Source organism: Bacillus cereus group sp. BceL220, assembly GCF_051776965.1.
Classification (GTDB): Bacteria; Bacillota; Bacilli; order Bacillales; family Bacillaceae_G; genus Bacillus_A; species Bacillus_A cereus.
This window is the reverse complement of the sequence record NZ_JBPWBC010000001.1, coordinates 790,928-816,426: the sequence shown is the minus strand read 5'-3', so window position 1 is coordinate 816,426 and position 25,499 is coordinate 790,928. Positions and strand designations below refer to the sequence as shown.

The following is a 25,499-nucleotide window of genomic DNA, read 5'->3' as shown; positions in this document are numbered from 1 at the left end:
ATCTTTTGAAGGGTGATGAATATATGTTTAAACAATTTAAAATGATTATTGCCGTATTTGCTGTTTTATTTACATTTATCGCAACAATAGGTTTACAAGATGCAAAGGCTGCTACAAAACTAGCTGATGGAAAATATAATATTGCTTTTACTGTATGGAAAGGCGATAAAGATGAATCGTCTAGAATGAATAGTTATTTTGAAAGCCCAGCAACATTAACAGTTAAAAATGGAAAACAATATGTTTCATTTAAAGTGAAAGATAGTGCTTCTATTAAAAGTTTCCAAGTAGAAAAAGATGGTCAATTTGTAGAAACAACCGTGTTAAGTGAAAACAAAAAAGATAATACTAGAGTTGTAGAATTTGAAGTTGCTGACTTGTCAAAAAAACTAAATGGCAAGGTGAAAATTAATATTCCAATTATTAATTATAATGCTTCGTATGATATTCGCTTTGTATTTGATGGGAACAGTATTAAATAATTTTCAAAAGGGAGAGTCGTTCCATTGAACAGGTATACAAAAATTATTGTTGCTATGTTTTTAATGATATTTACATTCGTATCAACATTACAACCACTTGCAGTTCAAGCAGCTACCAAGTTGGCTGACGGTGAATATTCAATTGGCTTCAAAGTTTTAAAAGATACATCAGATGAAGAATCGATGATGAATCAATATTCAGTAAGCCCGGGAACTTTAAAAGTGAAGGATGGGAAAAAGAAAGTATCCTTTACATTAACGAATAGTTCATGGATTACGAAGTTTGAAACAGAAAAAGCAGGTAAGCTAGTTGCGACAAATGTAATTAGTGAAGATAAAGAAAAAGACACAAGAGTAGTAGAATTTGATGTAGAAGATGTAGAGAAGGTATTAAATGCAAAAGTAAAAGTAGATATTGATTTTTTAAATTATCATCATGAGTACGACGTTCGTATTGCATTTGATCAAAATAGCATTACACCAATTCATGTAGAAAAACCAAATGAAAAAGAGGACCCAGCTAATAAGCCAGATCCAAATGAAACTACTGATCCAGGTCAGAAGCCCGACCAAAAGCCTGACCCAGATCAACAACCAAATTCTAACACAATTACAGATGGTGCGTACAGCATTCCATTTAAAGTATTAAAAGATCAAACAGATGAAGAATCTAAGATGAATACTTACATGGTAAATCCAGGAGTATTAAAAGTAGAAAACGGTAAGAAAAAAGCAATTGTAACACTAAAAAGTAGCTCATTAATTAAAAATTTCCAAACGGAAAAAGATGGCGCATTTGTTGATGCAAAAGTAGTGAGTGAGGATAAGGAAAAAGATACAAGAGTAGTAGAGTTTGAAGTAAACGATTTATCTAAAAAACTAAATACAAAAGTATTTATCGAAATGGCATCAAGAAATTATAAGCAAACGCATGATGTACAACTTTTATTTGAACAAGATAAACTTGAACAAATTAAAAATGAAGAGAAACAACCAGAAGTAGAAAAACCGGAAGCAGAAAAACCAGAAGTAGAAAAACCAGAAGTAGAAAAACCAGAAGTAGAAAAACCAGAAGTAGAAAAACCGGAAGTAGAAAAACCAGAAGCAGAAAAACCAGAAGTAGAAAAACCGGAAGTAGAAAAACCGGAAGTAGAAAAACCAGAAGCAGAAAAACCAGAAGCAGAAAAACCAGAAGTAGAAAAACCAGATGAAAATAAAAAACCAGATGCTGAAACAATTAAAGATGGTGAATACAGCATCAATTTTAAAGCATTAAAAGATCAAACAGACGAAATTTCAATGATGAACACATATACAAAAAGTCCAGGTGTGCTAAAAGTAAAAGATGGTAAGAAGTATGTATCATTTACGTTAACGAACAGTTCTTGGATTACAAAATTTGAATTTGAGAAAAATGGTTCGTTTGTTGATACAAATGTAATAAGTGAAGATAAAAAAGCTGATACACGCGTAGTGGAAGTAGAAGTAAACGATTTGTCTAAAAAATTAAATGCAAAAGTAAAAGTAGATATCGATTCAATGAATTATCACCATTTTTACGATATTCAATTTGCATTTGATAAAGGTAGCATTAAGCCGTTAGATAACCAAGGAGGAAACGACAACCAAGGAGGAAACGACAACCAAGGAGGAAACGACAACCAAGGAGGAAACGACAACCAAGGAGGAAACGACAACCAAGGAGGAAACGACAACCAAGGCGGAAATAACAACCAAGGAGGAAACGACAAACAAGATAATAACACAACAATTGATCCAAAAGCTCTTAAAGATGGTGAATACAGCATTGGCTTTAAAGTGTTAAAAGATCAAACAGATGAAATCTCAATGATGAACACATACACAAAAAGCCCAGGTGTATTAAAAGTAAAAGATGGTAAGAAATACGTAGCGTTTACATTAACAAATAGTACATGGATTACGAAATTTGAATTTGAGAAGAATGGTTCTTTCGTTAATGCAAAAGTGTTAAGTGAAAATAAAGAACAAAATACAAGAGTAGTAGAAGTAGAAGTAAACGATTTGTCTAAAAAATTAAATGCAAAAGTAAAAGTAGATATTGATTCAATGAATTATCACCATTTCTACGATGTTCAATTTGTATTTGATCAAGACAGTATTAAAGCTTTAGGGAACCAAGGTGGAAACGACAACCAAGGAGGAAACGACAACCAAGGCGGGAATGACAACCAAGGTGGAAATAATAACCCGAAAGTAATAGTTGATCCGAAAAATTTAGTAGATGGCCAATATGATATTACATTTAAAGTATTAAAAGATAAAACAGATGAGATTTCAAAGATGAATGACTATGTTGTAAATCCAGCGAAATTAATCGTAAAAGATGGTAAAAAATACATTGAGATGACGCTGAAAAATAGTGCGTGGATTACGAAATTCCAAACGGAAAACAAGGAACTATTCGCTGATGCGAAAGTAGTAAGCGAAGATAAAAATGCAAATACGCGAGTAGTACAGTTTGAAGTAGAAGATCTATTTAAAAAATTAAACGCAAAAGTAAAGGTAGACATCGATGAGATGAACTACCATCATTTCTACGATGTACAAATTCAATTTGATACAAATAATATCGGCGCGTTAGGAACTATTAAAGAGGAACCGAAAAATGAACCGAAAAATCCAGTGACTACACCGAAAGTAGATAATGTAAAAACAGTAGGTACTCCTGATTTTAACCGAAATGCAGATGGTCAGAAGAAAAAAGAAGATACAAAAAATGATTCGAAAAAAGAGAAAAACTCAAAAACTGCAGATACAGCACAACTTGGTTTATACATGGTGTTACTGCTAGGTTCACTTGCTTTACTAGTTCGTAAATATAGAGCAGGTAGATTGTAATTTTTGGAGTCTTGATGCATGTTCGCGTGCATCAAGACTTGTTTCATATTGTATGGAAGGGAGTGGTGATTGAGAGTGAAGAAAATCGTAAGTGTACTAATGGCTATCATTTTGTTAATGAGTATAGCTGGGTGCTCATCACCAAAAAAAGAAACAGCAAAGCAGGTAAAGAGTGAGAGTAAGGAGCGCGTTGTTGCAACAACAGTGGCTGTTACTGAAATTATGGATGCGTTAGAAGTAGATTTAGTCGGCGTTCCAACAAGTTCTAAAACTTTACCGAAGCGATATAAAGGTTTACCTGAAGTTGGGAATCCAATGAGTCCAGATATGGAAAAGGTAAAGTCATTAAAGCCTTCAGAAGTGTTATCTGTGACAACACTTGAATATGAATTAAAGCCAGTTTTTGATGGTGTGGGTATGAAAGCAAACTTTTTAGATTTAACGAGTTTAAAAAATATGCAAAGTTCTATTAGCGATTTAGGTAAGAAATATGGACGTGAAAAGCAGGCTGAAGCAGTAGTAACTAAGTTAGATAAAAAGGTTGCTAGCATTCAAAAGGAAGTAAAAGGAAAGAAAGAACCGACAGTGCTTATTTTATTAGGTGTGCCAGGCAGTTATTTAGTAGCAACAGAGCATTCTTATATTGGAGATTTAGTGAAACAACTAGGTGGTAAAAATATTGTACAAGGTGAACAAGTAGAATATTTAGCTTCTAATACAGAGTATTTAAAGAAAGCTGATCCAGATATTATTTTACGAGCAGCTCATGGTATGCCTGATGAAGTTGTAAAAATGTTTGATAAAGAATTTAAAACAAATGACATTTGGAAACACTTTGCTGCGGTTAAAAAGAACCGTGTTTACGATTTAGAAGAGCGTTTATTTGGAACGACAGGCAATTTAGCAGCAATTGAAGCGTTAGATGAATTGAAAAAAATGATGTATCCGTGATGCATTTTAATATAAAGGAAGAGCAGAATGAATAAAAAAACTTGGAGTTTCCTCATTGTTACTGCATTGCTCATTGTTATGACATCATTGTCAGCGATGAAAGGGAGTTTAGAAGTAGGTATTGTTGAACTTGTACAAGGGATATTTACAGGTGGGAATGAAGATGTTGAAGTCATTAAAGATTTACGTTTCCCGCGTATTATTATTGCGCTGTTCACTGGAGCGACTCTTGCTGTTTCAGGGGTGCTTTTTCAAGCCGTTATGAAGAATCCACTCGCTGATGCTGGGGTAATCGGTATATCTTCAGGAGCTAGTTTTATGACACTCGTTATTATTACGTTGTTCCCGCAATTCTTTTTCTGGACACCCGTATTCGCCTTTTTAGGTGGTGCGTTTGCGTGTTATCTCGTTTATTCGTTTTCATGGAAGTCAGGGTTAAGCCCGCTTCGCATTATTTTAATTGGTATTGCCATTAATGCGATGTTTACTGGATTAAATGAATCATTCGTTACGATTTGTGGGTATTTTATTAAGAGTATTAAGCAAACGACGACTTCTAACATAACAATGAAGACGTGGGGCGATGTAGAAATAATGGTGACTTATGGAACGATTGGTCTTATTCTTGCCCTGTTCGTAGGAGCTTGGTGTAACTTATTATCGCTACAAGATAAGACTGCGAAAAACTTAGGCTTGCACGTGACGAGAGTTCGTCTTATTATTTCTGCCATTGCAGTACTCTTAGCGGCAGTATCAACAGCGATTGCAGGTGTTATTGCTTTTGTAGGATTACTAGTTCCGCATATTTCAAGACAATTAGTCGGTTCAGACCATAAAGTATTAATTCCATTTTCTGCTCTTGCAGGGGCGTTATTAATTTTGACGGCGGATACGATTGGAAGGTTAATTGTGCCACCTAACGAAATTCCAGCAGCAACAATTATGGCGGTTATTGGTGGTCCATTCTTAATATTCTTGCTTAGAAAGAGTGATAAAGTTCATGGAAATTAAAAATGTAACCTTTTCATACGATAACGTAACAAATCGTTTAAAGTCTGTTAGTAGTGAAATAGAAATTGGGAAAATTACAACAATCATCGGCCCGAATGGATGCGGGAAATCAACATTACTTAGTGTCATGTCTAGAAATCACGTTCCTAGCAGTGGAGAAGTAATACTTGATGGGAAAGCGATTAGTGAATATAAACCGAAAGAGTTTGCTAGAAAGCTAGCAGTTGTCCATCAACAAAATGAGGCTCCAGCAGATATTACAGTGGAAAAGCTAATAAGCTTTGGGCGTATGCCATATAAAAATATTTTCTCTCCGCAAACAGATGAAGATAGAGAAGCGATAGAGCGCGCACTAGTATGTACGAATTTACAAAGTAAGCGTGATAAGCCAATCTATGCTTTATCTGGTGGAGAGAGGCAGCGAGTTTGGATCGCAATGACATTAGCTCAAAATACACCAATGCTTTTCTTAGATGAACCGACAACATATTTAGATATTTACTATCAGCTAGAAATATTAGAGTTAGTGAAAGAGTTAAATGAAGTGTATGGGCTAACGATTGTAATGGTATTACATGATATTAATCAAGCCATTCGTTATAGCGACCATATTATCGTTATGAAAGATGGAGAGATCATTACGAAAGGTAATCCTAATGATGTAATAACAGAAGAAATGGTTAAAGCAATATATGGTGTAGATGTCATTGTAAAGCAGGATGAAGATACCGGATTGTACATGGTACCTATGGGAATCTAAAGGCTGAGCATAATCCGTTTTGAGGTGATAATTTGAATAGCAAGAAAGGACGGAAAAAGAATTCTTTTTTTCAACGCATACTTACAATTGCGTTTTTAGGAATCTTTTTCTATTCAATGTATGAGTTGGGCGGGATTTTCATGGATTATTATGAAAATCGTAAAGTAATGGCTGAGGCACAACATATTTATAAAAGAAGTCCAATGGAAGAAAAATCGGAAGACGGAGAGGTACGTAAACAGTTTCAGGATCTCCAGAAAATTAATCCAGAGATAGTCGGATGGATTACGATGGATGATACACAAATTAATTATCCAATCGTTCAAGCAAAAGATAATGATTACTATTTATTTCGTAATTATAAAGGTGAAGATATGAGAGCGGGAAGCATTTTTATGGACCATCGTAATGATGTGAAATCTCAAAATCGAAATACGATTTTATATGGCCATCGTATGAAAGACGGTTCTATGTTTGGTAGTTTAAAAAAGATGTTGGACGAAGACTTTTTCATGTCCCATCGTAAATTATATTACGATACATTATTTGAAGGATACGACGTTGAAGTTTTTTCAGTATACACGACAACAACGGACTTTTATTACATTGAAACGGATTTTGAAAATGATGTAGCATATACATCGTTCTTAAAGGAAATTCAAGAAAAATCACTGTACAAAACGGATACGGAATTGACGGCTAATGATGAAATTGTAACACTTTCTACTTGTGACTATGCGCTTGATCCAGAGGCTGGAAGGCTAGTTGTACACGCAAAATTAGTAAAAAGAAATTAAAGAAAAAAGTATAGAATATGAGAAGTGATAGATAACGCTTCTCATATTCTATACTTAAAAAAAGAACTGTTTTTACTGTGCTGCAGCCATTGGCATACGTACAACTTCAACATTGTAGTAAGCGATTTTATTATCAAGAATATATTCTGGCATCCCGCCTTGATGTGAGTGAGCATCTTTAAATGCTGAGCTCTTCGTCCAACCTTGGAAATCTTCTTTTGCATTCCAGCGTGTGCTAATTGTTACTTCATCATAATCAACTGTATTTTGCGTTAAAAGAACTTCTAATCCTAAAAAGCCTGGCATTGTTTCGACTTGACCTACTTTATTAAAACGCTCAATTAATTTATGTCCATTTCCCTTTGTAATTTTAGCTGTATTTGTAACAATAATCATGTTTTATTCCTCCTATAAATGTAGCCTTTATTTTCGAGAACTCATATACATTAAATGATAATGAAAATCATTATCATTGTCAATGGTAAATGTAAAATAAATAAGTTTTTTTATTGTTTTGGACAGTAAGATTTCCCTTTCAAAATGTAGTAAATATATGGTGGTTAAGCGAGAGAATGAGCGAGTTGTACTAGCAAAGCAATAATATGGTATAGTGAAACGAGGCTGTTTTTCAGTCTCGTTTTTGAAATGCTTCCTATAGAGAAAGCATGCAAATGGAAAGGAAGTTATTATATGCGATCAGAAGTAACTGTAAAAATAAAACCGAAATTTATAAAAGAAATTAAAAGTGGATATCCGCTTATTTTAAAAGATGCAATTCAAAATTTAAATGATGTTCAGGAAGAAGGAACAATCATTAAAGTGGTAGATGAGAAGAGTCAATTTGTTGGAAAAGGTTATTATGGAAAACAAAATAAAGGATACGGCTGGATTTTAACGAGAAAAGAGAGTGAACAAATTAATCAATCTTTCTTTGAAAGTAAAATAAAATCTGCCTTACATAAACGAAAGCAATTTTACAAATCAAGTGATACGACAGCATTCCGTGTTGTGAACGGTGAAGGTGATGGTCTTGGAGGCTTAATCATCGATTATTATGATGGCTATTACGTAGTAAGTTGGTATAGTGAAGGGATTTATACTTTCAGAGATGAGATTATAGCAGCTCTTCAAAAAGTAGCAAACTTTAAAGGTATTTATGAGAAAAAGCGTTTTGATACGAAAGGGAAATACATTGAAGGTGATGATTTCGTAGCAGGAGAGCGCGGTGAGTTCCCACTTATCGTAAAAGAGAATGGTGTGAACTTCGCTGTTTATTTAAATGACGGAGCGATGGTTGGTGTGTTTTTAGATCAGCGTAGCGTTCGAAAACAAATTCGTGATAAATATGCGAAGGGAAGAACAGTGTTAAATATGTTCTCTTATACAGGTGCTTTCTCTGTATTTGCAGCGCTTGGCGGAGCGAGTAAAACAACGAGTGTGGACTTGGCAAATCGTAGTTTAAGTAAAACGATTGAGCAGTTTAGTGTAAATGAAATAGATTATGAAGCACAAGACATTATTGTAGAAGATGTATTCCTTTACTTTAAATATGCAGCGAAGAAAAATATGAAATTTGATATGGTCGTACTTGACCCTCCAAGCTTTGCGCGCTCAAAAAAATATACGTTTAGTGCAGCAAAAGATTATAAAAATTTATTAAAAGAAACAATTGCTATTACAGAAAATAACGGGATTATTGTTGCTTCTACAAATTGTAGCGCATTCGATATGAAAAAGTTTAAAGGCTTTATCGATACAGCATTTAAAGAAATGAATGGCAAATATAAAATATTAGAAGAACATTCTTTACCAGAAGATTTCCGTACCATTGATCAATTTAAAGAAGGAGACTATTTAAAAGTAGTTTTCATCGAGAAAATTAAAGGTTAATAAAGAAAAAGGAGCTCGAGTTTACTTGAGCTCCTTTTTCTTATTGGACGATATTTTGCACTCTACCGACTTGCCCGTCCTGCAATCGTACTTTAATACCATGCGGATGGGAAGGGGAGTTTGTTAAAATATCTTTTACAATTCCACGTGTTAATTTGCCGGTGCGTTGATCTTGTTTTAATACAATATCAACTTCAAGACCGGGTGCGATATTAGAACGTTTTTGTCCGTTCATTTATACACCTGTACGTCTACGTTGGTTGTTTGTTTTTTTAGTTTGTTGGTTTTGTAATTTTTTCGTTTCTTGGCTTTGATTTGTATTATTTGACCCATTTCCATTTCCTTGCTTTTTCTTTGCAAGTTGTTCGCGCATTAAATCAGCTAAGCTTACTTTTTTGTTTTCTGACATGATAAGTCTCCTTTATATAAAGTTAATTATGAACAATCGTAGTGAATTTTATCATATCATTGTTAGGGGAGGAAGGGAAGTTGGTTTGAAAATTCATATATTTGTTTCAAGTCTGTAGTAGTTACGATACAATTGAATTGTTAACGTTTGTAAAAAGGGGATAGACATATGTCACATCATATTTTATTAGTTGAAGATGATCTCTCAATTCAAGAGATGGTGGAAAAGTATTTAATAAAAGAGGGCTTTCAAGTTACAATCGCATCTGATGGAGAAGAAGGCGTGAACACATATTTAAAAGGTTCATTTGATTTGATTATCCTCGACATTATGATGCCAAAGCTAGATGGCTTAGAGGTTGTGCGTATCATTCGTGAAAAAAGTGCGGTTCCGATATTAATGATGTCAGCAAAAGATACAGATGTTGATAAAGCTGTTGGATTAGGACTTGGAGCAGATGATTACATTTGTAAGCCATTTTCTATGATTGAATTGGCGGCGCGTGTAAAAGCAGGTATTCGAAGATCTACGAAATATTCGGCTACAGAAACAACAGAAAAGATGATTCAAATTGGTGATTTAACAATCGATCCAATTAATTTTACTGTGGAAAAAAATAGGAAGCCTCTCAAGCTTACTTTAAAAGAATTTGAGATTCTAAAACTGTTCGTAAAGAATCAAAATCGTGTATTTACAAAAGCACAAATATATACGCTAGTTTGGAACGAAGAGTATTATGGTGACGATAACGTTATTAATGTTCATATGAGAAGATTGCGTGAGAAAATCGAAAGTGATCCATCTAATCCAGAATATATCAAAACGTTATGGGGCATCGGCTATAAGTTGGAAGTGATGTAATATGGTCAATTTGTTAATAGGTATTATTTTCATATTGTTATGTGTCATTTACATACAATATAAAATGAGAAAAAATAGTAGTAAAAATTTGCGATACACATATGAAAAGTTAGAAAGTATTGTAAATGTACAAACAGGCGAGAAGTTACTCGTTATGACAGATGATCGAGAATTGCAAAAATTATTAGTGGCAATTAATCAATTATTAGATGCAAAACAGAAAACAAATGCAGATCATGCGAAAGTAGAAATTTCGATGAGAAAAATGCTTTCAAATATTTCACATGATTTAAAGACGCCACTAACAGTTATTCTTGGATATACAGAAATGTTAAATAAGGATAAAACAATGAATAAAGAAGAACAACAAATATTACTTGAAAAGGTGCATGTGAAAACACTAGAAGTAATGGAACTAATTCATAAGTTTTTTGATTTAGCAAAATTGGAATCTGGTGACAAGGCAATCGAGATGACAAAAGTAAATATGAATGAGGTTTGTCGTGAGAAGATTTTATCTTTTTATGATTTAGTGACGACGAAAGGGTTTCAAGTTCATATTGATATACCAGAAAAAAATATATATGCACTTGGAAATGTAGAAGTATTAGGTAGAGTATTGAATAATTTAATATCAAATGCAATTACATATGGAGACGATGGAAAGATACTGGGTATGACGTTAAGAGATGATGAAACGAATGTGTATATAGACGTATGGGATAAAGGAAAAGGGATTGATGAATCTCATATTGATAAAGTGTTTGAGCGTATGTACACACTTGAAGATTCAAGAAATAGATTGTACCAAGGAAGCGGTTTAGGGTTAACGATTACGAAAAGACTGGTGGAAGCGATGGATGGAAAAATTCATCTTTCTAGTAAGCCGTATGAAAAAACAATTTTTACAGTTGCATTAAAAAAGATGCAGTTTTAGCTTGTAGAGAAGTAGATTCTACAAGCTTTTTTTTCAGCGTAAGGAATTTGTAAGAAACGGGTAAGAAAAAAGAGATTTCCGTTGTCTATTATAAAAATATAAAGTAGTGCGAAAGGGGAAAGTGACATGACCTATATATTAAAAACGAATCAGTTAACGAAAGTGTTTAAAGGGAAAGAAGTTATTTCTAGCGTTAACATGCATGTGAAAAAAGGAGAGATATACGGTTTCTTAGGACCGAATGGTGCTGGTAAAACAACGATTATGAAAATGATTACAAATTTAATAAAACCGACGAGCGGTGAGATTGAAGTTTTAGGTGAGAAGTTAACAGACACATCTTATGAAGTATTAAAAAGAATGGGGACAATTATTGAATACCCAATCTTTTATGATAAATTAACGGCGAAAGAAAATTTAGAATTACATTGTGAATATATGGGCTATTACGATAAAAACGCAATTGACCATGCATTACATTTAGTGAAACTGCAAGGGATAGATAATAAAAAAGTAAAAGATTTTTCATTAGGAATGAAACAACGACTTGGTATTGCAAGGGCAATCGTGACAAAGCCAGAATTGCTCATTTTAGACGAACCCATAAACGGTTTAGATCCAATTGGTATTAAAGAGTTACGAGACTTATTTAAAATGCTCTGCAAAGAATATGGCATTACATTATTAGTTTCTAGTCATATTTTAGGTGAGATGGAATTAATGGCGGATACAATTGGTGTAATTCAAAATGGAAAACTAATAAAAGAAGTTTCAATGAAGAGTATTAACGGAAAACAAACAGAGTACATTGAAATTACTGTTCCTGATGTGAAGCGTGCAGCTTACATTTTAGAAGATAAACTTGGCATAAAAAATTATAAAATAATGAGCGGAAATATGATTCGTGTGTATGATACGGCAGTGTCTCAGCAAGCCATTTCAAAAGCACTTATTATGAATGATGTGGAAATTGAAAGTATTAATAAGAAACATAGTTCCTTAGAGGAATATTTCTTAAATGTAATGGATGGAGAGGGCATTCATGCTTAATGGATTGTTAGTGAATCTAGTAAGTGGATTGATCGTAATGTTCATAAGTGGGATTTCATATTATAGGAAACCAGAGCGAAAATGGTTGTTAATTCTACTAGTGATAGGAATGTTAAGCGTAATTACTGCTGGAATTAGAATGTTAACAGCGTAGAGAGAGTTATATAAAGAATGGAGGCGTGGTTTATATGTTTAAATTAATGAAACTCGAATGGAAAAAACATAAATTATCTAGTTATTTTAAAGGAGTAGCCATTTGTATTATAGCAATTTTTGCTGCGGTAAGTCTTATGGCATGGGCATCTAAAGTAGAGGATGAGTTGATGTTCTCTAGCTATATGGAATACATGTCTTTAGCAAATATTTTTATTAGAATTACATTTATTATTTTTGCATCGGTTATTTTATCACGTTTAGTGATTGATGAATACAAGAACAAAACAATACAGCTACTATTTATGTACCCACTGCAAAGGAAAATGCTAATGAGAGCGAAATTAGCAATTGTTTTTAGTTTTTGCTTTGTGAGCACGATAATCGCAACATTTATTATTAGTTTGCTCATATTCTGTATGAATCCAATAATAGGAATACTTGAAACGCCTGTTATGATGGGGGAAATAATAGCTACCGTTCCAACTACTATTATAAGTGCATTTATGATATCTGGTATAAGTTTAATTCCTTTATTTTTTGGAATGAGAAAGAAATCGACACCGACAACGATTACTTCAGCAGTAATAATTGGTATGCTGATTAATGGTAACGTTGGTCCTGGAAATGGTCAAGTAAGTATGTTTGATTTTATAGCTATCCCAATCGTGCTCTGTTTATTAGGAATTTTCATTAGTTATCTATCGTATCGAAAAATCGACAAGATTGATGTGGCGTGAAGCAAGCTTAAAACAAAAACGAACTGGGGTATGACTGGTGAAAAAAATAATAGTAATTGCAATATTAGTCATTACAATTGCTAGTGCGGTTTTGGGTTTTAAGGTATTTCAGGTGAAAGATTTTAAGCAAGAAAGGTCTTTTGAAATCAATAATATAAAAGAAATAGAAGTAGACAATGAAAACTGGAATATTGAATTTAAAAGTACAGACGCTAATAAAATAGTAATTTCCGCTCAAGGTCAACAAGTAGATAAAAAGATAGATCCCGTCAAAATAGAAAATGACGAAAATAAAATTGTGATTAAGCAAAAACAAAAGGTGACCAAATTTTTTAATGGTTTTACGTTTAGGAAGAAAAATAGTATATGTATAGCTATTCCGAGGAAAGCAATAGACAAAATTGTAGTCAATAATAAATCGGGTGATGTGAAAATAAACGATATAGTAGTAAAAAGTATCGTGACAAAAGGCAAGTCTGGAGATGGAATGATTACAGGACTATCGGCAGAGAAGGGTGAATTCATATCCGAAAGTGGGGATTTGATGTTAAAAGATAGTTCATTACAAGAAGTAAATATAACTTCTACTACTGGCGATAATTATGTGAAAAATGTAAAAAACGAAAATGTGAACATCACTTCAACATCTGGGGAAGTATTACTGAAAGATATGACAGAAGGAAAATCATTATTTATAGAAACAAAATCAGGGGATATTGGCGTACGGTATAAAGGTGTCCCAGCATCATTGAAGCTTATGGCTAAAAGTAATTCAGCTGATGTAATAGTGGATTTAAAAGGACTTAAGAAAGATAAAAATACAGAAAAAATAAAAATAGGAACGATTGGTGATGCAAAAAATGAAGCGAAGATTTTAAGTGAAACAGGAGTCATTTATATTGATTAAATCTTAGGAGGAAGGAGGACACTATCATGCTACATTTAATGAAGCTAGAATTGAAAAAGTTTAAGCTTGGTTGGTACGTGAAGAGAGCAATTATTGCAAATATTGTTATACTGGCATTAATGATCTTTGTGAGCATCATCGCTCAAGTAGAAGGTGATGCAGAAATAAGGAATCCAGAGACGATATTGTTAATGGCTAGCACAATAGTAAGAGCAACGTTTATTGTTTTTGGTAGTGTATTAATCGCAAGGCTAATAATTGGTGAATATAAAAATAAAACAATACTAATCATGTTTTCTTATCCCATTAACCGAAAGAAGATGATGGCTAGTAAGTTGGCTATTACAGCGACAGTAACATTTATAACAGTTATTGTATCTAACATTTTAGTAGTAGGAATTTTCTTTGGGATAGATAGTTATTTTTCAATTCTTCCTAATTCATTCACAGTAGATCAATTGATGCAAGAAGGAATAAAACTAGTTCCTTTAGCCATTGCAACTGCGGGGATGAGTTTAATCCCATTATATTTCGGAATGCGTAAACGTTCCGTGCCAACTACAATTGTTTCATCTCTTATCGTTGTCACAATTGCAATGAATAATGGCAACCCAGCGTTTTCTACAGCAACTTTTCTTCCCCTTCAACTAGCACTTGCAGCAATTGGAGTTGTAATTGCATATTACGGCATTAAAAATATAGAGAAGGAAGATATAACTGTATGATAAGAATATGTGAAAAAGAGTTGGTGTTACACCAACTCTTTTTTGTATATGTATGCTTCGTTACTACTCTGTAAATTTAGAGTGTGTGCTTAAATACTTTTGCACTTCTGGAGAAATGTTAAAGTTATTAGGACTTTTATATTCGATAGTAAACTCGCCGTCGGTACTTGTTTCAAAGGAGATTGCATAGCTATTCATTTTAGCATCGTAAGAAGTATTTTTGACTTCTGCATCTAGATTAAAATATTTTGTAATATACTCTTTTGAGTCCGTAATTGCTACTTGTTTTCCCCAAGGGGTACCATAATAGGTGAAATAAAGAGATACACTAATAACTCCAATAAGAGAAGTTAGTAAAATAGTTCCCATAGCTATTTTTTTATTTTTTGTATTCAATTTGGTTACTCCTCTTCGTAATATGTATTCATTTTAACCTATCTTTTCCATAAAACAACCATTAAGAAAAAATAGTTTCACATGAAACAAGTTACAGAAAAAGACAAGATATGTAAACATCTTGTCTTTTTTGTCGTTACATTTTAGGAGCTTCCATTCCAGCCGCAGCCCATTCTTCTTTTGCGGGGCCATATACGCCAGGAACTGTTAAGCCAGCTTGTCGCATTAAAACCGTCATTTGTCCGCGGTGGTGATTTTGATGATTAATGAGTGTCATTAAAAATATAGAATTCGGCATAGGGCGACCAAAGAAGTCATTAATAGTAGCTAAGTCTTTATCAGTCCATTTACTTTGAAGTGTTTCAACAAAAGCCGCGTTTACTTTACGGTATTCATCTGCAATTGTTTTTGCAGAAGTTGGAACAGGATAATCTTTCGATTCTCCTTCAAACTTTAGCCCTGTGCCAGATAGTATAACAGGAATTGCCGTCACGATGTGCCAAGCAACTCTACCTAACGTCCAATGTTCAGGTGCAATTTCTTGTGATAAAGATGCATCGGTTAATGAATCAAGCATTTTCTGAGTAGACTCTGCTTCGTATGTCCATGATTGCAAGAAGCCGTCAATTGTTTGGTACATTATTGTTATCCCCCTCTACTTATGTTCATAGATTAAGTTCGAGAAGAAATGACAAGTTCCCTTTATGTTTTAATGATGGTATTTAAAATTTTATATATAAATTTTATGATACTATTGAGTGTATATAGAATTATATTAATTTAGGGGGATATTATGAAAAGATTGATTTTAGGAATCATAATTTTATTTTTAATGGTAGGATGTAGCAATGAAATCTATAAAAAAGCAATGGATCAAGGGAAATTGGCGTTAGCGAGTAAAGAATATGACACGGCAGTAGCATCATTTGAGCTAGCATTAGAAGAGAAAAAGGATGATAAAGAAGCAAAGGTATTAAAAGACCAAACTACTAAGATGATAAGTTCGATAAAAGAGAAATCGAGTGGAAATATAGAACAAGCAATAGGTTTGTTTCAAGAAGTAGAAAAGATGAAAGATGGTTCCGCAATCCTTCAAAGTCAAGCGAAAGAACAAAAAGATTCGCTCATAGAGCATAAAGAGTTAAAAGGTCAATATATAGGTCAATTGGAAAAGGCAGAGAAGTTAAAGAATGATAAAAAGTATGAAGAGGCTAAAGGGATAGTAAATAAAATTGTTAACGATACTGGCCAAAATCAACAATTTATTTCGGAAAATCAACGGGCCGAAGAGCTGAATAAGCAAATAGATGACTTACTAACTCAACAAGCAGAAGTTAAGAAAAAAGAGGAAGAGTTAAAAAATGAAAAGAAAAAAGAGGCTGATATTGGAAAGTTAAAGGGGTCTTGGATGTCATCAGAAAGTACAGACAGGCCAGTTGGGTTGGAAATAGAATCTATTAATAGTGAGAAAACAGGCGGAGAATTTATGGAACATAATATTTTTGGGAAAGGGACTACTATAGGAGACTTTCGAATATTAAGTGTGGACCAAGGGATTATTTCCATAGAGCTTGTATTTTTAATGGGAGAAAGAAAACAGAAGGTTGATTTGAAACTTGAGGAGAACACATTAACTGTACATCATGAGTTTATGGGAGGGACTAAATCTGTGAAATTAGTGAGATCAGAGTAATTTATCCCGCTATTCACCTGCAGTAAAATTCCCACCTCAAGATTCGGCTGGAGCAAAGAAGTTAGGTGGGAGATCCACTGCTCATAAAAGCCCAATTGGTTTGGGTTAATAATCAGTGGGGATGAAGCCCCCCCCCACTAATTAAAGTTTCACTTTATTTAGTATATAAAAAGGAGGCTTCTAAAACGAAGCCTCCTTTTTAATTAACTTTCTTCCCACTCTTCCTCATCAACCATAAGAAATAAGGTGCTCCAAGTACAGCAACGACAAGGCCAGAAGGAATTTCTTTCGGGTATGCGATTGTACGTCCAAGTAAGTCAGCAACAGAAAGAAGGATTGCTCCAAATAGTGCTGAACAAACGAATAGTCTTTGATGGTTCATACCAACAACAATTCTTGCTAAGTGAGGTGCGACAAGGCCTAAAAAGGCAATTGTACCGACAGCAGCGATATTTACTGATGCAAGTAGTGTCGCTAGCACAATTAGAGCAAGACGTGTTTTATTTACTGGTTGCCCAAGTCCAGTTGCTAAATCGTCTCCCAGTACGAGAACGTCAAGTTGTTTTATTAAGAAAAAGATAATTAATACAAGAATTAGAGATGGATATAGAATGATATTTTCTAAGTGATTCCACCCTCTTGCATACGTACTGCCAGATAACCATGTTAAAGCAGCGGCAACATTCAAATTGGCTCTAACGATAAAGATTTGAATAATTGCTGAGCCAAGTGCAGAAATACCAATCCCTATTAAAGCAAGAGCTGTGGGGCTAAACCCTGATTTCCATGAGAAGAAGAGGACAATTCCTACTGCAAGTAGTCCACCAATAAATGCACCAATTGGTAGGAAGAAACCAGGAAGTGCAGGAAAGACATACATAACAGTTAAAGCACCGACACCAGCTCCCGATGAAATACCAATAATAGAAGGATCGGCAAGTGGGTTTCGTAGTATACCTTGGAAAACAAGCCCACTTATTGCAAGGCATGCACCAGCAATAGCGGCAACGAGCATTCTTGGTAAACGAAGATTCATCATCATATTTTTGTCAAATTGTGTTAATTGACCTGATATAACATTAGTAATGCTTTCGATATAAGCGTTACTACCGATTGTAACACCAAGAGCAATCGTCACAATACAAAGTGTGATAGATATAATGATTACCTTTTTATAAGAGTAATAGCGGGAACTAGCTCCAGCTGCATTCGCACCGTTATCATTCATATATTGTTTCGACTTCATCATTCGATACACTAAGTAAATAAGCCAAGGAGATCCAATCATTGCTGTGACTGCCCCAACAGGAAGTTCTGCACCGGTTGGATCTATTAATCTACCGACAACATCTGCTCCAAGCAATAATACTGCCCCCCATAAGAAAGAAGAGAGAAGAAGAGTAAAGTGTTGACGGTATCCGATAAGGCGCATTAAATGAGGTGCAACTAAGCCGACAAATCCAATTGGTCCAACAACAGTAACAATTACTGCTGTTAAAAAGATTGCAGCAATGAAGGCGATAAGACGTGTTACTGCTGTTTTTTCACCAAGAGAAACAGCAACATCATCACCAAGTAAGAGAATGTTGAGTTTACGAGATATAAATAGTAAAACTAGGAAAGAAATAATGATAAATGGAAAAGCAAATTGAACGCCATCCCAGTTATTTTGAATAAGAGATCCAGCTCCCCATAAAAATAAACCAGCTGTTTCATTTTCATAGAAAAGCTGCATCGTTCCGGTAAAGGCAGAGAGCATTAATGTAACGACCATACCAGCTAATGCCATTCTAAGTGGGGTTCCCTTTTTTCCACCAGAAATACGGTATACAAATAAAGCAGTAATAGCACCGCCGATAAATGTGAACAGAAGCGAATTAATTTGCAAGCCTTTCGGTAAGAAAATTGTAGCCGCTACTAGAAAGAAATATGCGCCAGAGTGAATACCCATTGTACTGGATTCAGCAAGTGGATTTTTCGTTAACGTTTGTAAAATAACCCCTGATGCAGCAAGAGCACCTCCAGCTAAAATGGCAATTACAGCTCTAGGTAATCGAAGCATGATTAAAGTTTGATGTTCTAGCGATTGGTTCGGTGAGATAAGAGCATCAATAATCATACTATAGGAAATGTTTGCTTGACCTTGTCCGATATGAATAAAGAAAAGGAGGAGCAAGAGAGCTGCTCCTCCTCCGAATACAAGACTTGCTCGAAGTGTATGTTGTAAGCTATTCATCGTGTAATCACTTCTTCGCTGTCATTACATCTGCTACTTGTGTTGCTAAAGATGTTGCAGACTCAGGACCACCGAAAATCCAAGTGTCGCCTTTTAATTTATACATTTTGTTTTCTTTTTTGAACTTTAATTCTTCCCAAGCAGGGTTGCCTTTTAGTTGCGTGTCAAAAATGTTATCTTCATCCGCTACAATGTAAATGAAGTTTGAATCTTGTACACTTTGTAATGATTCTACAGTTGTTTGTTTGAAACCATCTGGCTCAGATTTTCCTGCTTCAAAAGTATTTGTTAAACCTAATTTTTTTGTAACTTGTAAAGCTAAAGAATTGTCAGTTAAGATACGGAACGTTGGTACGTTTTTAGCAGTAAATGCTTGTGCCATTGCGATGTTTTTATCTTTTAAGTCTGCTTTCTCAATTTTTGCTTTTGCATCAGCGAATGCTTTATCCATATCAGCTAATACTTTTTTACCTTCTTCTTCTTTTCCAACTGCTTTTGCAATTTGTTTAAATGTTTCTGTCATTTCAGCAAAGTGATCGTTATTGCTTGTTGATGGATCAAACATAACTGTTGGTGCAATTTGCTCTAATTCATTTTTAATTGCTTTACCACGGAATGAAGCTGTGATAATTAAGTCTGGTTTTAAACGGCTAATTTCTTCTAAGTTTGGTTGTTGACGTGTCCCTACATCTACAACATCTTTACTTGGTTTTGTTTTTGTATTTACCCATTTATTATAATTCTTAATGTCTGCCATCCCTACTGGCTGAACACCAAGTGCTAATAAGTCTTCTGAATATACCCACTCAAGTACAACTACTTTTTTCGCTGGTTTATCTAACTTCGTTTCCCCTTCAGCGTGTTTAATTGTTATAGCTTGATTTTTATTGTCCGCTTTTGTTTCTTTTTTCTCCTCTTTTTGCTGTCCGCATCCAACAGCGAATAGAAGAACTACTATGAAAATACTGAGAATTTTCTTCATCTTCTGCCCCCAAATTAAGTGTTTTTTGTAACTAGCACCATAAGTGAAAATGGTTATCAATTACAACACCCAAATCATACTATGAGGGTATTTTAAGTGTCAATATATTTTTAAAATTTTGACGAAAAATAACAAATTATATGAATTTTTATATATTATAGTCGTTATTTATGAAGAATAAGCCTCTTTACTAAAAATATTGGCGAATGTGAAAAGTTTAAATGGGAACTTGGCTGTACGAAAGTGTAATGTGTATGGTTAATAATCTGTGGAGATGGGGCGAAAGTACAAGCAAAAGGAGTGAGAATCGCATGTAATAATTACTAGAATGTATGGAATAAACCTGTGTTTATCCCTAATAGGTAAAGTATTTCTTTGTTATTTAGATAGATGTTTTCTAACTCGGTGATTGTACTTAAAAGATTGCATGTAAAGGAAGTGATCAACATGTCTTCATGGAGCAATAACGTAAATGGATATTGTGGGTGTAATAATCAAAATGGTGTACATGTTGATTCATGCTGTTTTAGTTGCGATGGGACAGTTCCTAAGGTTGGTCCAACCGGTCCGACGGGAGCAACAGGAGCAACAGGTGGCACAGGCCCAACGGGGGCGACAGGAGTAACAGGCGACACAGGTCCAACGGGAGCGACGGGAGCAACAGGCCCAACGGGAGCGACGGGAGTAACAGGCGATACAGGGGCAACGGGTCCAACAGGAGCGACAGGAATAACAGGAGCAACAGGCCCAACGGGAGCGACGGGAGTAACAGGCGATACAGGGGCAACGGGTCCAACAGGAGCGACAGGAATAACAGGAGCAACGGGTCCAACGGGGGCGACAGGGGTAACAGGCGACACAGGTCCAACAGGAGCAACGGGTCCAACGGGGGCGACAGGAGTAACAGGAGTAACAGGAGCAACGGGTCCAACGGGGGCGACAGGAGTAACGGGAGCAACGGGTCCAACGGGAGCGACAGGCGATACAGGTCCAACAGGAGCAACAGGCACAAGTATAACGGCAACATACGCATTTGCAAATAATGCGTCGGGTACAGCAATATCGGTACTACTAGGTGGAACAAATGTCCCGCTTCCAAACAATCAGAATATTGGTCCAGGTATTACAGTGTCTGGGGGGAACACAGTATTTACGGCTGCAAATGCAGGGAATTATTATATTTCATATTCAATTAATATAACGGCTGCATTATTAGTTAGTTCACGAATTACAATTAATGGGGCACCGCTTGCTGGGACTATTAATTCTCCTGCATTAGCAACGACATCATTTAGTGCGACAATTATTACGACTCTTGCGGCGGGGAGTGCAATTAGTTTGCAATTATTTGGTTTGTTAGCTGTTGCGACATTATCAACAACTACCCCAGGAGCGGTATTAACAATTATAAGATTAAGTTAATGACAAACTCTCTTACTCTTTTAAGATTAAGAGAGTTTCTACATATAATAAGAAGTTAATGAAGTAAAGCATAGTTATACAAAAGTCAGAATATTATGATTGTAACGCTATGGTGACTATAATATAATGAAAATAACCATCATGAATGAACATTCATTTATTTTTTATGTATTTGAAGGGGGAATGAAGGTGGAAAAATCATGGTTGAAAAGTTATCCAGAGGAAATTCCGAGTACGATTTCTTATGATATTCAGCCGCTTCATAGATATGTAGAACAGATGGCTTCTCGCTATCCAGAAAAGAAAGCGCTTCACTTTTTAGGGAAGGATATTACGTTTTCGGACTTCCATGATAAGGTGAAGCGGTTTGCAAATTATCTTCAAAAACTCGGTGTGGAAAAGGGTGATCGAGTTGCTATTATGTTGCCGAATTGTCCGCAAGCTGTAATTGGTTATTACGGTACATTACTTGCGGGAGGTATCGTAGTACAAACCAATCCACTGTATACAGAAAGGGAATTAGAATATCAGCTTCATGACTCGGGAGCAAAAGTAATTCTTTGTCTCGATTTAGTGTTTCCAAGAGTAACGAATGTTCAATCTGCTACAAAAATTGAGCATATTATCGTAACTCGTATTGCAGACTTTTTACCATTCCCTAAAAATCTATTGTATCCATTTGTGCAGAAAAAACAGTCGAATTTAGTTGTGAAAGTATCAGAGAGTGAAACGATTCATCTTTGGAATTCAGTAGAAAAAGAAGTGAATACGAATGTTGAGGTGCCTTGTGATCCTGAAAATGATCTAGCTCTTTTACAGTACACAGGAGGAACAACCGGATTTCCGAAAGGAGTTATGTTAACGCATAAAAACCTCGTCTCTAACACGTTAATGGGAGTTCAATGGTTATATAATTGCAAAGAAGGAGAAGAAGTCGTTCTTGGGGTTCTTCCATTTTTCCATGTTTATGGTATGACAGCTGTTATGAATTTAAGTATTATGCAAGGATACAAAATGGTCCTTATTCCAAAGTTTGATATGAAAATGGTTTTTGAAGCGATTAAGAAGCATAAAGTGACATTGTTTCCAGGGGCACCAACTATTTATATCGCTCTTTTAAATAGTCCGCTTTTAAAAGAATACGATATTTCTTCTATTCGTGCTTGTATTAGTGGATCAGCACCACTGCCAGTAGAAGTACAGGAAAAGTTCGAAAAAGTTACAGGTGGTAAACTAGTAGAGGGATATGGTTTAACAGAATCCTCTCCGGTTACACATAGTAATTTTTTATGGGAAAAGCGAGTGCCAGGTAGCATCGGAGTTCCGTGGCCAGATACAGAAGCAATCATTATGTCGCTTGAAACTGGTGAGGCATTACCGCCAGGAGAAATAGGTGAAATTGTAGTGAAAGGCCCTCAAATTATGAAAGGATATTGGAATAAGCCAGAGGAAACAGCGGCTGTATTGCAAGATGGCTGGCTCCATACAGGTGATGTTGGCTACATGGATGAAGATGGATTCTTCTATGTAAAAGATCGCAAGAAAGATATGATTGTCGCGAGTGGATTTAATGTGTATCCTCGTGAAGTTGAAGAAGTATTATATGAGCATGAAAAAGTGCAAGAAGTAGTGACAATTGGAGTTCCAGATCCGTACCGAGGAGAGACAGTTAAAGCATTTGTTGTGTTAAAAGAAGGTACGGAATGCTCTGAGGAAGAATTAAATCAGTTTGCACGTAAATATTTAGCGGCTTATAAAGTGCCGAAAGTATATGAGTTTAGAGATGAATTGCCGAAAACGACAGTAGGGAAAATTTTGCGCCGTGTTCTAATAGATGAAGAGAAGAGAAAGAATGAGGATGAGCAAACGGGCTAAGGCCCTTTCTTTTTGAAAAAATAGGATTGACACTTTTCTAAATAGTCAGTATTATAAGAATATGAATGACTATTCATTCAGTCATCTTCTTGAAGGGGACAGTAAAGTGAAGAAAAATAGACCGAAATACAATCAAATTATTGATGCGGCAGTCATTGTGATTGCGGAGAATGGGTACCACCAAGCGCAAGTGTCTAAAATCGCAAAGCAAGCTGGGGTAGCTGATGGCACGATTTATTTATATTTTAAAAATAAAGAAGATATATTAATATCCTTATTCCAAGAGAAGATGGGAGAATTTGTCGAAACAATTCGTCAAAAAACAGCAGGAATTGAAAGCGCTGTATCGAAGTTATTCATGTTGGTAGAAACGCACTTCTTGCTGTTGTCGCAAAATGATCCGCTTGCTATCGTTACGCAATTAGAGCTAAGGCAGTCCAATCAAGACTTGCGCCTTAAAATAAATGAAGTATTAAAAGGCTACTTACAAGTTATGGATGAGATTTTAGAGACTGGTATAAAACAAGGTGAATTTCAAGCAGATTTAAATGTTCGCGTGGCAAGACAAATGATCTTTGGAACAGTAGATGAAGTTGTGACCAATTGGGTAATGAGCGATCATAAGTATGATCTGGTCGCACTTTCAAAAACGGTACACGGGCTACTTATTGCAGCTTGTGGTTATCGTCAATAATGGGAGGGATCATGTTGAAATTCCTATCTGTAAGAGTTGAAGATCATATCGCGGTGGCGACGTTAAATCACGCACCAGCGAATGCGATGTCTTCACAAGTTATGCATGACGTTACTGAATTAATTGATCAAGTGGAAAAGGATGATAACATTCGTGTTGTTGTTATTCACGGTGAAGGACGTTTCTTCTCAGCAGGAGCAGATATTAAAGAATTTACATCTGTTACTGAAGCGAAGCAAGCAACAGAATTAGCACAGCTTGGACAAGTTACGTTTGAGCGTGTTGAAAAATGTTCAAAACCAGTTATTGCGGCAATTCATGGAGCGGCACTGGGCGGCGGCCTTGAGTTTGCTATGTCTTGCCACATGCGCTTTGCAACTGAAAGTGCAAAACTTGGTTTACCTGAATTAACACTTGGATTAATTCCTGGCTTTGCAGGTACACAGCGCTTACCACGTTATGTTGGGAAAGCGAAAGCTTGTGAAATGATGTTAACAAGTACACCAATTACTGGTGCAGAAGCATTAAAGTGGGGACTTGTTAACGGATTGTTCTCTGAAGAATCATTTTTAGATGATACGCTTAAAGTTGCAAAACAAATTGCTGGAAAAAGTCCAGCAACAACTCGTGCTGTACTAGAGTTATTGCAAACGACAAAATCGTCTCATTACTATGAAGGTGTACAACGTGAATCACAAATTTTTGGTGAAGTATTTACGAGTGAAGATGGAAGAGAAGGTGTAGCCGCATTTTTAGAAAAGCGTAAACCTTCATTTAGTGGCAGGTAGTTCAATTATTTTTTTAATATAAATTAACAGAAAATTAAAATTGATAGAATCTTTCTGAAAAACAAGGGGGTAAATGGAATGAACATCTACGTACTCATGAAACGAACATTTGATACAGAAGAAAAAATCGTAATTAAAAACGGTGCAATTTACGATGGCGAAGCGGAATTCATCATCAACCCTTACGATGAATATGCAATTGAAGAAGCAATTCAAGTAAGAGACGCACAAGGTGGAGAAGTTACAGTTGTAACAGTCGGTGGCGAAGATAGTGAGAAAGAACTTCGTACTGCATTAGCAATGGGCTGTGATAAAGCGGTATTAATTAATATTGAAGATGATGTAGAAAATGGTGACCAGTTCACGACAGCAAAAGTACTTGCTGAGTATTTAAAAGATAAAGATGCAGATTTAATTTTAGGCGGAAACGTTGCAATTGATGGTGCATCTGGACAAGTAGGACCACGCGTAGCTGAAGCGTTAAATATTCCATATGTAACGACAATTACAAAACTTGAAATTGACGGTACAAATGTGAAGATTGAGCGTGATGTTGAAGGTGATACAGAAGTGATTGCAACTTCATTACCAGTTTTAGTAACAGCACAGCAAGGTTTAAATGAACCTCGTTACCCATCGCTTCCAGGTATTATGAAAGCGAAGAAAAAGCCACTAGAAGAATTAGAATTAGATGATTTAGATTTAGAAGAAGATGATGTGGAAGCAAAGACAAAAACAATTGAAATCTATTTGCCTCCTAAGAAAGATGCAGGAAAAGTGTTACAAGGCGAGCTGCAAGATCAAGTAAAAGAACTTGTATCGTTGCTCCATACAGAAGCGAAAGTAATCTAATAAAATAC

Annotated in this window: 27 protein-coding genes; 20 read left to right on the top strand and 7 right to left on the bottom strand. The window is 35.3% G+C overall.

Features of this window, described 5'->3' with window-relative positions:
• Positions 1–23 precede the first annotated feature (23 nt).
• The 6 genes from ACS2FK_RS04325 (at position 24) to srtB (ending at position 6,881) form a co-directional block, all read left to right on the top strand.
• Positions 24–482 carry an NEAT domain-containing protein gene (locus tag ACS2FK_RS04325; RefSeq protein ID WP_023523142.1) on the top strand — a complete coding sequence of 153 codons (459 nt, stop codon included), beginning with the start codon at positions 24–26 and terminating at the stop codon, positions 480–482.
• 24 nt (positions 483–506) lie between these two features.
• A complete protein-coding gene (locus tag ACS2FK_RS04320) occupies positions 507–3,362 on the top strand; it encodes an NEAT domain-containing protein (protein WP_270921568.1) in 2,856 nt (951 codons plus the stop codon).
• A 69-nt stretch (positions 3,363–3,431) separates the two neighbouring features.
• Entirely contained in the window at positions 3,432–4,313 is an 882-nt protein-coding gene (gene isdE / locus ACS2FK_RS04315; RefSeq protein ID WP_063548732.1) for a heme ABC transporter substrate-binding protein IsdE, read from the top strand.
• Positions 4,314–4,340: 27 nt separating this feature from the next.
• Positions 4,341–5,324, top strand: coding sequence for a FecCD family ABC transporter permease (locus tag ACS2FK_RS04310; protein ID WP_063548730.1), 984 nt, complete (start codon positions 4,341–4,343; stop codon positions 5,322–5,324).
• On the top strand, positions 5,314–6,084 hold the full coding sequence (locus ACS2FK_RS04305; protein WP_000403765.1) for an ABC transporter ATP-binding protein: 771 nt from the start codon (positions 5,314–5,316) through the stop codon (positions 6,082–6,084). Before ACS2FK_RS04310 ends, ACS2FK_RS04305 begins: the two co-directional genes overlap by 11 nt.
• Before the next feature lie 32 nt (positions 6,085–6,116).
• On the top strand, positions 6,117–6,881 hold the full coding sequence (gene srtB, locus ACS2FK_RS04300; protein WP_063548728.1) for a class B sortase: 765 nt from the start codon (positions 6,117–6,119) through the stop codon (positions 6,879–6,881).
• Between the two features lie 72 nt (positions 6,882–6,953).
• Here srtB and isdG read toward each other — a convergent pair whose 3' ends face one another.
• Positions 6,954–7,277, bottom strand: a complete 324-nt coding sequence (gene isdG / locus ACS2FK_RS04295) for a heme oxygenase (RefSeq protein ID WP_000587824.1) — start codon at positions 7,275–7,277, stop codon at positions 6,954–6,956.
• A 294-nt stretch (positions 7,278–7,571) separates the two neighbouring features.
• On the opposite strand from isdG, the gene ACS2FK_RS04290 reads away from it, so the two are divergent.
• A complete protein-coding gene (locus ACS2FK_RS04290; protein WP_001255968.1) occupies positions 7,572–8,771 on the top strand; it encodes a class I SAM-dependent rRNA methyltransferase in 1,200 nt (399 codons plus the stop codon).
• A 40-nt stretch (positions 8,772–8,811) separates the two neighbouring features.
• On the opposite strand, the gene ACS2FK_RS04285 is transcribed toward ACS2FK_RS04290, so the two are convergent.
• Both ACS2FK_RS04285 and ACS2FK_RS04280 read right to left on the bottom strand, forming a co-directional pair.
• Positions 8,812–9,006 (bottom strand): YwbE family protein, encoded by a 195-nt coding sequence (locus tag ACS2FK_RS04285; RefSeq protein WP_001014310.1) that lies wholly within the window; start codon positions 9,004–9,006, stop codon positions 8,812–8,814.
• Positions 9,007–9,180, bottom strand: coding sequence for a hypothetical protein (locus ACS2FK_RS04280; protein WP_001293585.1), 174 nt, complete (start codon positions 9,178–9,180; stop codon positions 9,007–9,009).
• Positions 9,181–9,348: 168 nt separating this feature from the next.
• On the opposite strand from ACS2FK_RS04280, the gene ACS2FK_RS04275 reads away from it, so the two are divergent.
• The 7 genes from ACS2FK_RS04275 (at position 9,349) to ACS2FK_RS04245 (ending at position 14,553) form a co-directional block, all read left to right on the top strand.
• Entirely contained in the window at positions 9,349–10,041 is a 693-nt protein-coding gene (locus ACS2FK_RS04275) for a response regulator transcription factor (protein WP_000018060.1), read from the top strand.
• 1 nt (position 10,042) lies between these two features.
• Positions 10,043–10,978 carry a HAMP domain-containing histidine kinase gene (locus tag ACS2FK_RS04270; RefSeq protein WP_000247669.1) on the top strand — a complete coding sequence of 312 codons (936 nt, stop codon included), beginning with the start codon at positions 10,043–10,045 and terminating at the stop codon, positions 10,976–10,978.
• Between the two features lie 126 nt (positions 10,979–11,104).
• Positions 11,105–12,028: an ABC transporter ATP-binding protein gene (locus tag ACS2FK_RS04265; protein WP_063548726.1), complete on the top strand. Its 924-nt coding sequence runs from the start codon at positions 11,105–11,107 to the stop codon at positions 12,026–12,028.
• Positions 12,021–12,182 (top strand): hypothetical protein, encoded by a 162-nt coding sequence (locus ACS2FK_RS04260; RefSeq protein ID WP_000931770.1) that lies wholly within the window; start codon positions 12,021–12,023, stop codon positions 12,180–12,182. Before ACS2FK_RS04265 ends, ACS2FK_RS04260 begins: the two co-directional genes overlap by 8 nt.
• 34 nt (positions 12,183–12,216) lie before the next feature.
• Positions 12,217–12,921: an ABC transporter permease gene (locus ACS2FK_RS04255; protein WP_063548724.1), complete on the top strand. Its 705-nt coding sequence runs from the start codon at positions 12,217–12,219 to the stop codon at positions 12,919–12,921.
• A 37-nt stretch (positions 12,922–12,958) separates the two neighbouring features.
• Positions 12,959–13,828, top strand: a complete 870-nt coding sequence (locus tag ACS2FK_RS04250) for a DUF4097 family beta strand repeat-containing protein (protein ID WP_000721012.1) — start codon at positions 12,959–12,961, stop codon at positions 13,826–13,828.
• Positions 13,829–13,854: 26 nt separating this feature from the next.
• Complete coding sequence (locus ACS2FK_RS04245; protein ID WP_000902920.1) at positions 13,855–14,553, top strand: ABC transporter permease; 699 nt, start codon at positions 13,855–13,857, stop codon at positions 14,551–14,553.
• A gap of 63 nt (positions 14,554–14,616) precedes the next feature.
• On the opposite strand, the gene ACS2FK_RS04240 is transcribed toward ACS2FK_RS04245, so the two are convergent.
• Both ACS2FK_RS04240 and ACS2FK_RS04235 read right to left on the bottom strand, forming a co-directional pair.
• The gene (locus ACS2FK_RS04240) at positions 14,617–14,949 is read right to left on the bottom strand and encodes a YfjL-like protein (RefSeq protein ID WP_001093302.1); all 333 of its coding nucleotides are present in this window, start codon (positions 14,947–14,949) and stop codon (positions 14,617–14,619) included.
• Between the two features lie 136 nt (positions 14,950–15,085).
• The gene (locus ACS2FK_RS04235) at positions 15,086–15,589 is read right to left on the bottom strand and encodes a DinB family protein (RefSeq protein ID WP_000284950.1); all 504 of its coding nucleotides are present in this window, start codon (positions 15,587–15,589) and stop codon (positions 15,086–15,088) included.
• A 153-nt stretch (positions 15,590–15,742) separates the two neighbouring features.
• On the opposite strand from ACS2FK_RS04235, the gene ACS2FK_RS04230 reads away from it, so the two are divergent.
• Entirely contained in the window at positions 15,743–16,642 is a 900-nt protein-coding gene (locus ACS2FK_RS04230; RefSeq protein WP_063548722.1) for a hypothetical protein, read from the top strand.
• Between the two features lie 199 nt (positions 16,643–16,841).
• Here ACS2FK_RS04230 and fhuB read toward each other — a convergent pair whose 3' ends face one another.
• Positions 16,842–18,878 carry a Fe(3+)-hydroxamate ABC transporter permease FhuB gene (gene fhuB / locus ACS2FK_RS04225; protein ID WP_063548720.1) on the bottom strand — a complete coding sequence of 679 codons (2,037 nt, stop codon included), beginning with the start codon at positions 18,876–18,878 and terminating at the stop codon, positions 16,842–16,844.
• A 7-nt stretch (positions 18,879–18,885) separates the two neighbouring features.
• A complete protein-coding gene (locus ACS2FK_RS04220; RefSeq protein ID WP_000722821.1) occupies positions 18,886–19,860 on the bottom strand; it encodes an ABC transporter substrate-binding protein in 975 nt (324 codons plus the stop codon).
• A 447-nt stretch (positions 19,861–20,307) separates the two neighbouring features.
• Here ACS2FK_RS04220 and ACS2FK_RS04215 point away from each other — a divergent pair, with 447 nt between their 5' ends.
• The 5 genes from ACS2FK_RS04215 to etfB all read left to right on the top strand — a co-directional run bounded on the left by ACS2FK_RS04215 (position 20,308) and on the right by etfB (position 25,491).
• Positions 20,308–21,282 (top strand): BclA C-terminal domain-containing protein, encoded by a 975-nt coding sequence (locus tag ACS2FK_RS04215; RefSeq protein ID WP_063548718.1) that lies wholly within the window; start codon positions 20,308–20,310, stop codon positions 21,280–21,282.
• A 189-nt stretch (positions 21,283–21,471) separates the two neighbouring features.
• Positions 21,472–23,157 carry a long-chain-fatty-acid--CoA ligase gene (locus ACS2FK_RS04210; protein ID WP_063548716.1) on the top strand — a complete coding sequence of 562 codons (1,686 nt, stop codon included), beginning with the start codon at positions 21,472–21,474 and terminating at the stop codon, positions 23,155–23,157.
• Between the two features lie 106 nt (positions 23,158–23,263).
• Positions 23,264–23,851: a TetR/AcrR family transcriptional regulator gene (locus ACS2FK_RS04205; RefSeq protein WP_000742223.1), complete on the top strand. Its 588-nt coding sequence runs from the start codon at positions 23,264–23,266 to the stop codon at positions 23,849–23,851.
• A gap of 11 nt (positions 23,852–23,862) precedes the next feature.
• Positions 23,863–24,639, top strand: coding sequence for an enoyl-CoA hydratase (locus tag ACS2FK_RS04200; protein WP_000911291.1), 777 nt, complete (start codon positions 23,863–23,865; stop codon positions 24,637–24,639).
• Between the two features lie 78 nt (positions 24,640–24,717).
• Entirely contained in the window at positions 24,718–25,491 is a 774-nt protein-coding gene (gene etfB, locus ACS2FK_RS04195) for an electron transfer flavoprotein subunit beta (protein WP_001029028.1), read from the top strand.
• Positions 25,492–25,499: the final 8 nt, after the last annotated feature.

Bases quoted from the DNA above. Each gene is read 5' to 3' on its own strand.
- ACS2FK_RS04325 (WP_023523142.1), top strand. From the start codon at position 24: ATGTTTAAACAATTTAAAATGATTATTGCCGTATTTGCTGTTTTATTT.
- ACS2FK_RS04310 (WP_063548730.1), top strand. From the start codon at position 4,341: ATGAATAAAAAAACTTGGAGTTTCCTCATTGTTACTGCATTGCTCATT.
- ACS2FK_RS04305 (WP_000403765.1), top strand. From the start codon at position 5,314: ATGGAAATTAAAAATGTAACCTTTTCATACGATAACGTAACAAATCGT.
- isdG (WP_000587824.1), bottom strand. From the start codon at position 7,277: ATGATTATTGTTACAAATACAGCTAAAATTACAAAGGGAAATGGACAT.
- ACS2FK_RS04290 (WP_001255968.1), top strand. From the start codon at position 7,572: ATGCGATCAGAAGTAACTGTAAAAATAAAACCGAAATTTATAAAAGAA.
- ACS2FK_RS04285 (WP_001014310.1), bottom strand. From the start codon at position 9,006: ATGAACGGACAAAAACGTTCTAATATCGCACCCGGTCTTGAAGTTGAT.
- ACS2FK_RS04280 (WP_001293585.1), bottom strand. From the start codon at position 9,180: ATGTCAGAAAACAAAAAAGTAAGCTTAGCTGATTTAATGCGCGAACAA.
- ACS2FK_RS04275 (WP_000018060.1), top strand. From the start codon at position 9,349: ATGTCACATCATATTTTATTAGTTGAAGATGATCTCTCAATTCAAGAG.
- ACS2FK_RS04270 (WP_000247669.1), top strand. From the start codon at position 10,043: ATGGTCAATTTGTTAATAGGTATTATTTTCATATTGTTATGTGTCATT.
- ACS2FK_RS04265 (WP_063548726.1), top strand. From the start codon at position 11,105: ATGACCTATATATTAAAAACGAATCAGTTAACGAAAGTGTTTAAAGGG.
- ACS2FK_RS04260 (WP_000931770.1), top strand. From the start codon at position 12,021: ATGCTTAATGGATTGTTAGTGAATCTAGTAAGTGGATTGATCGTAATG.
- ACS2FK_RS04255 (WP_063548724.1), top strand. From the start codon at position 12,217: ATGTTTAAATTAATGAAACTCGAATGGAAAAAACATAAATTATCTAGT.
- ACS2FK_RS04245 (WP_000902920.1), top strand. From the start codon at position 13,855: ATGCTACATTTAATGAAGCTAGAATTGAAAAAGTTTAAGCTTGGTTGG.
- ACS2FK_RS04235 (WP_000284950.1), bottom strand. From the start codon at position 15,589: ATGTACCAAACAATTGACGGCTTCTTGCAATCATGGACATACGAAGCA.
- ACS2FK_RS04230 (WP_063548722.1), top strand. From the start codon at position 15,743: ATGAAAAGATTGATTTTAGGAATCATAATTTTATTTTTAATGGTAGGA.
- fhuB (WP_063548720.1), bottom strand. From the start codon at position 18,878: ATGAATAGCTTACAACATACACTTCGAGCAAGTCTTGTATTCGGAGGA.
- ACS2FK_RS04220 (WP_000722821.1), bottom strand. From the start codon at position 19,860: ATGAAGAAAATTCTCAGTATTTTCATAGTAGTTCTTCTATTCGCTGTT.
- ACS2FK_RS04215 (WP_063548718.1), top strand. From the start codon at position 20,308: ATGTCTTCATGGAGCAATAACGTAAATGGATATTGTGGGTGTAATAAT.
- ACS2FK_RS04200 (WP_000911291.1), top strand. From the start codon at position 23,863: ATGTTGAAATTCCTATCTGTAAGAGTTGAAGATCATATCGCGGTGGCG.
- etfB (WP_001029028.1), top strand. From the start codon at position 24,718: ATGAACATCTACGTACTCATGAAACGAACATTTGATACAGAAGAAAAA.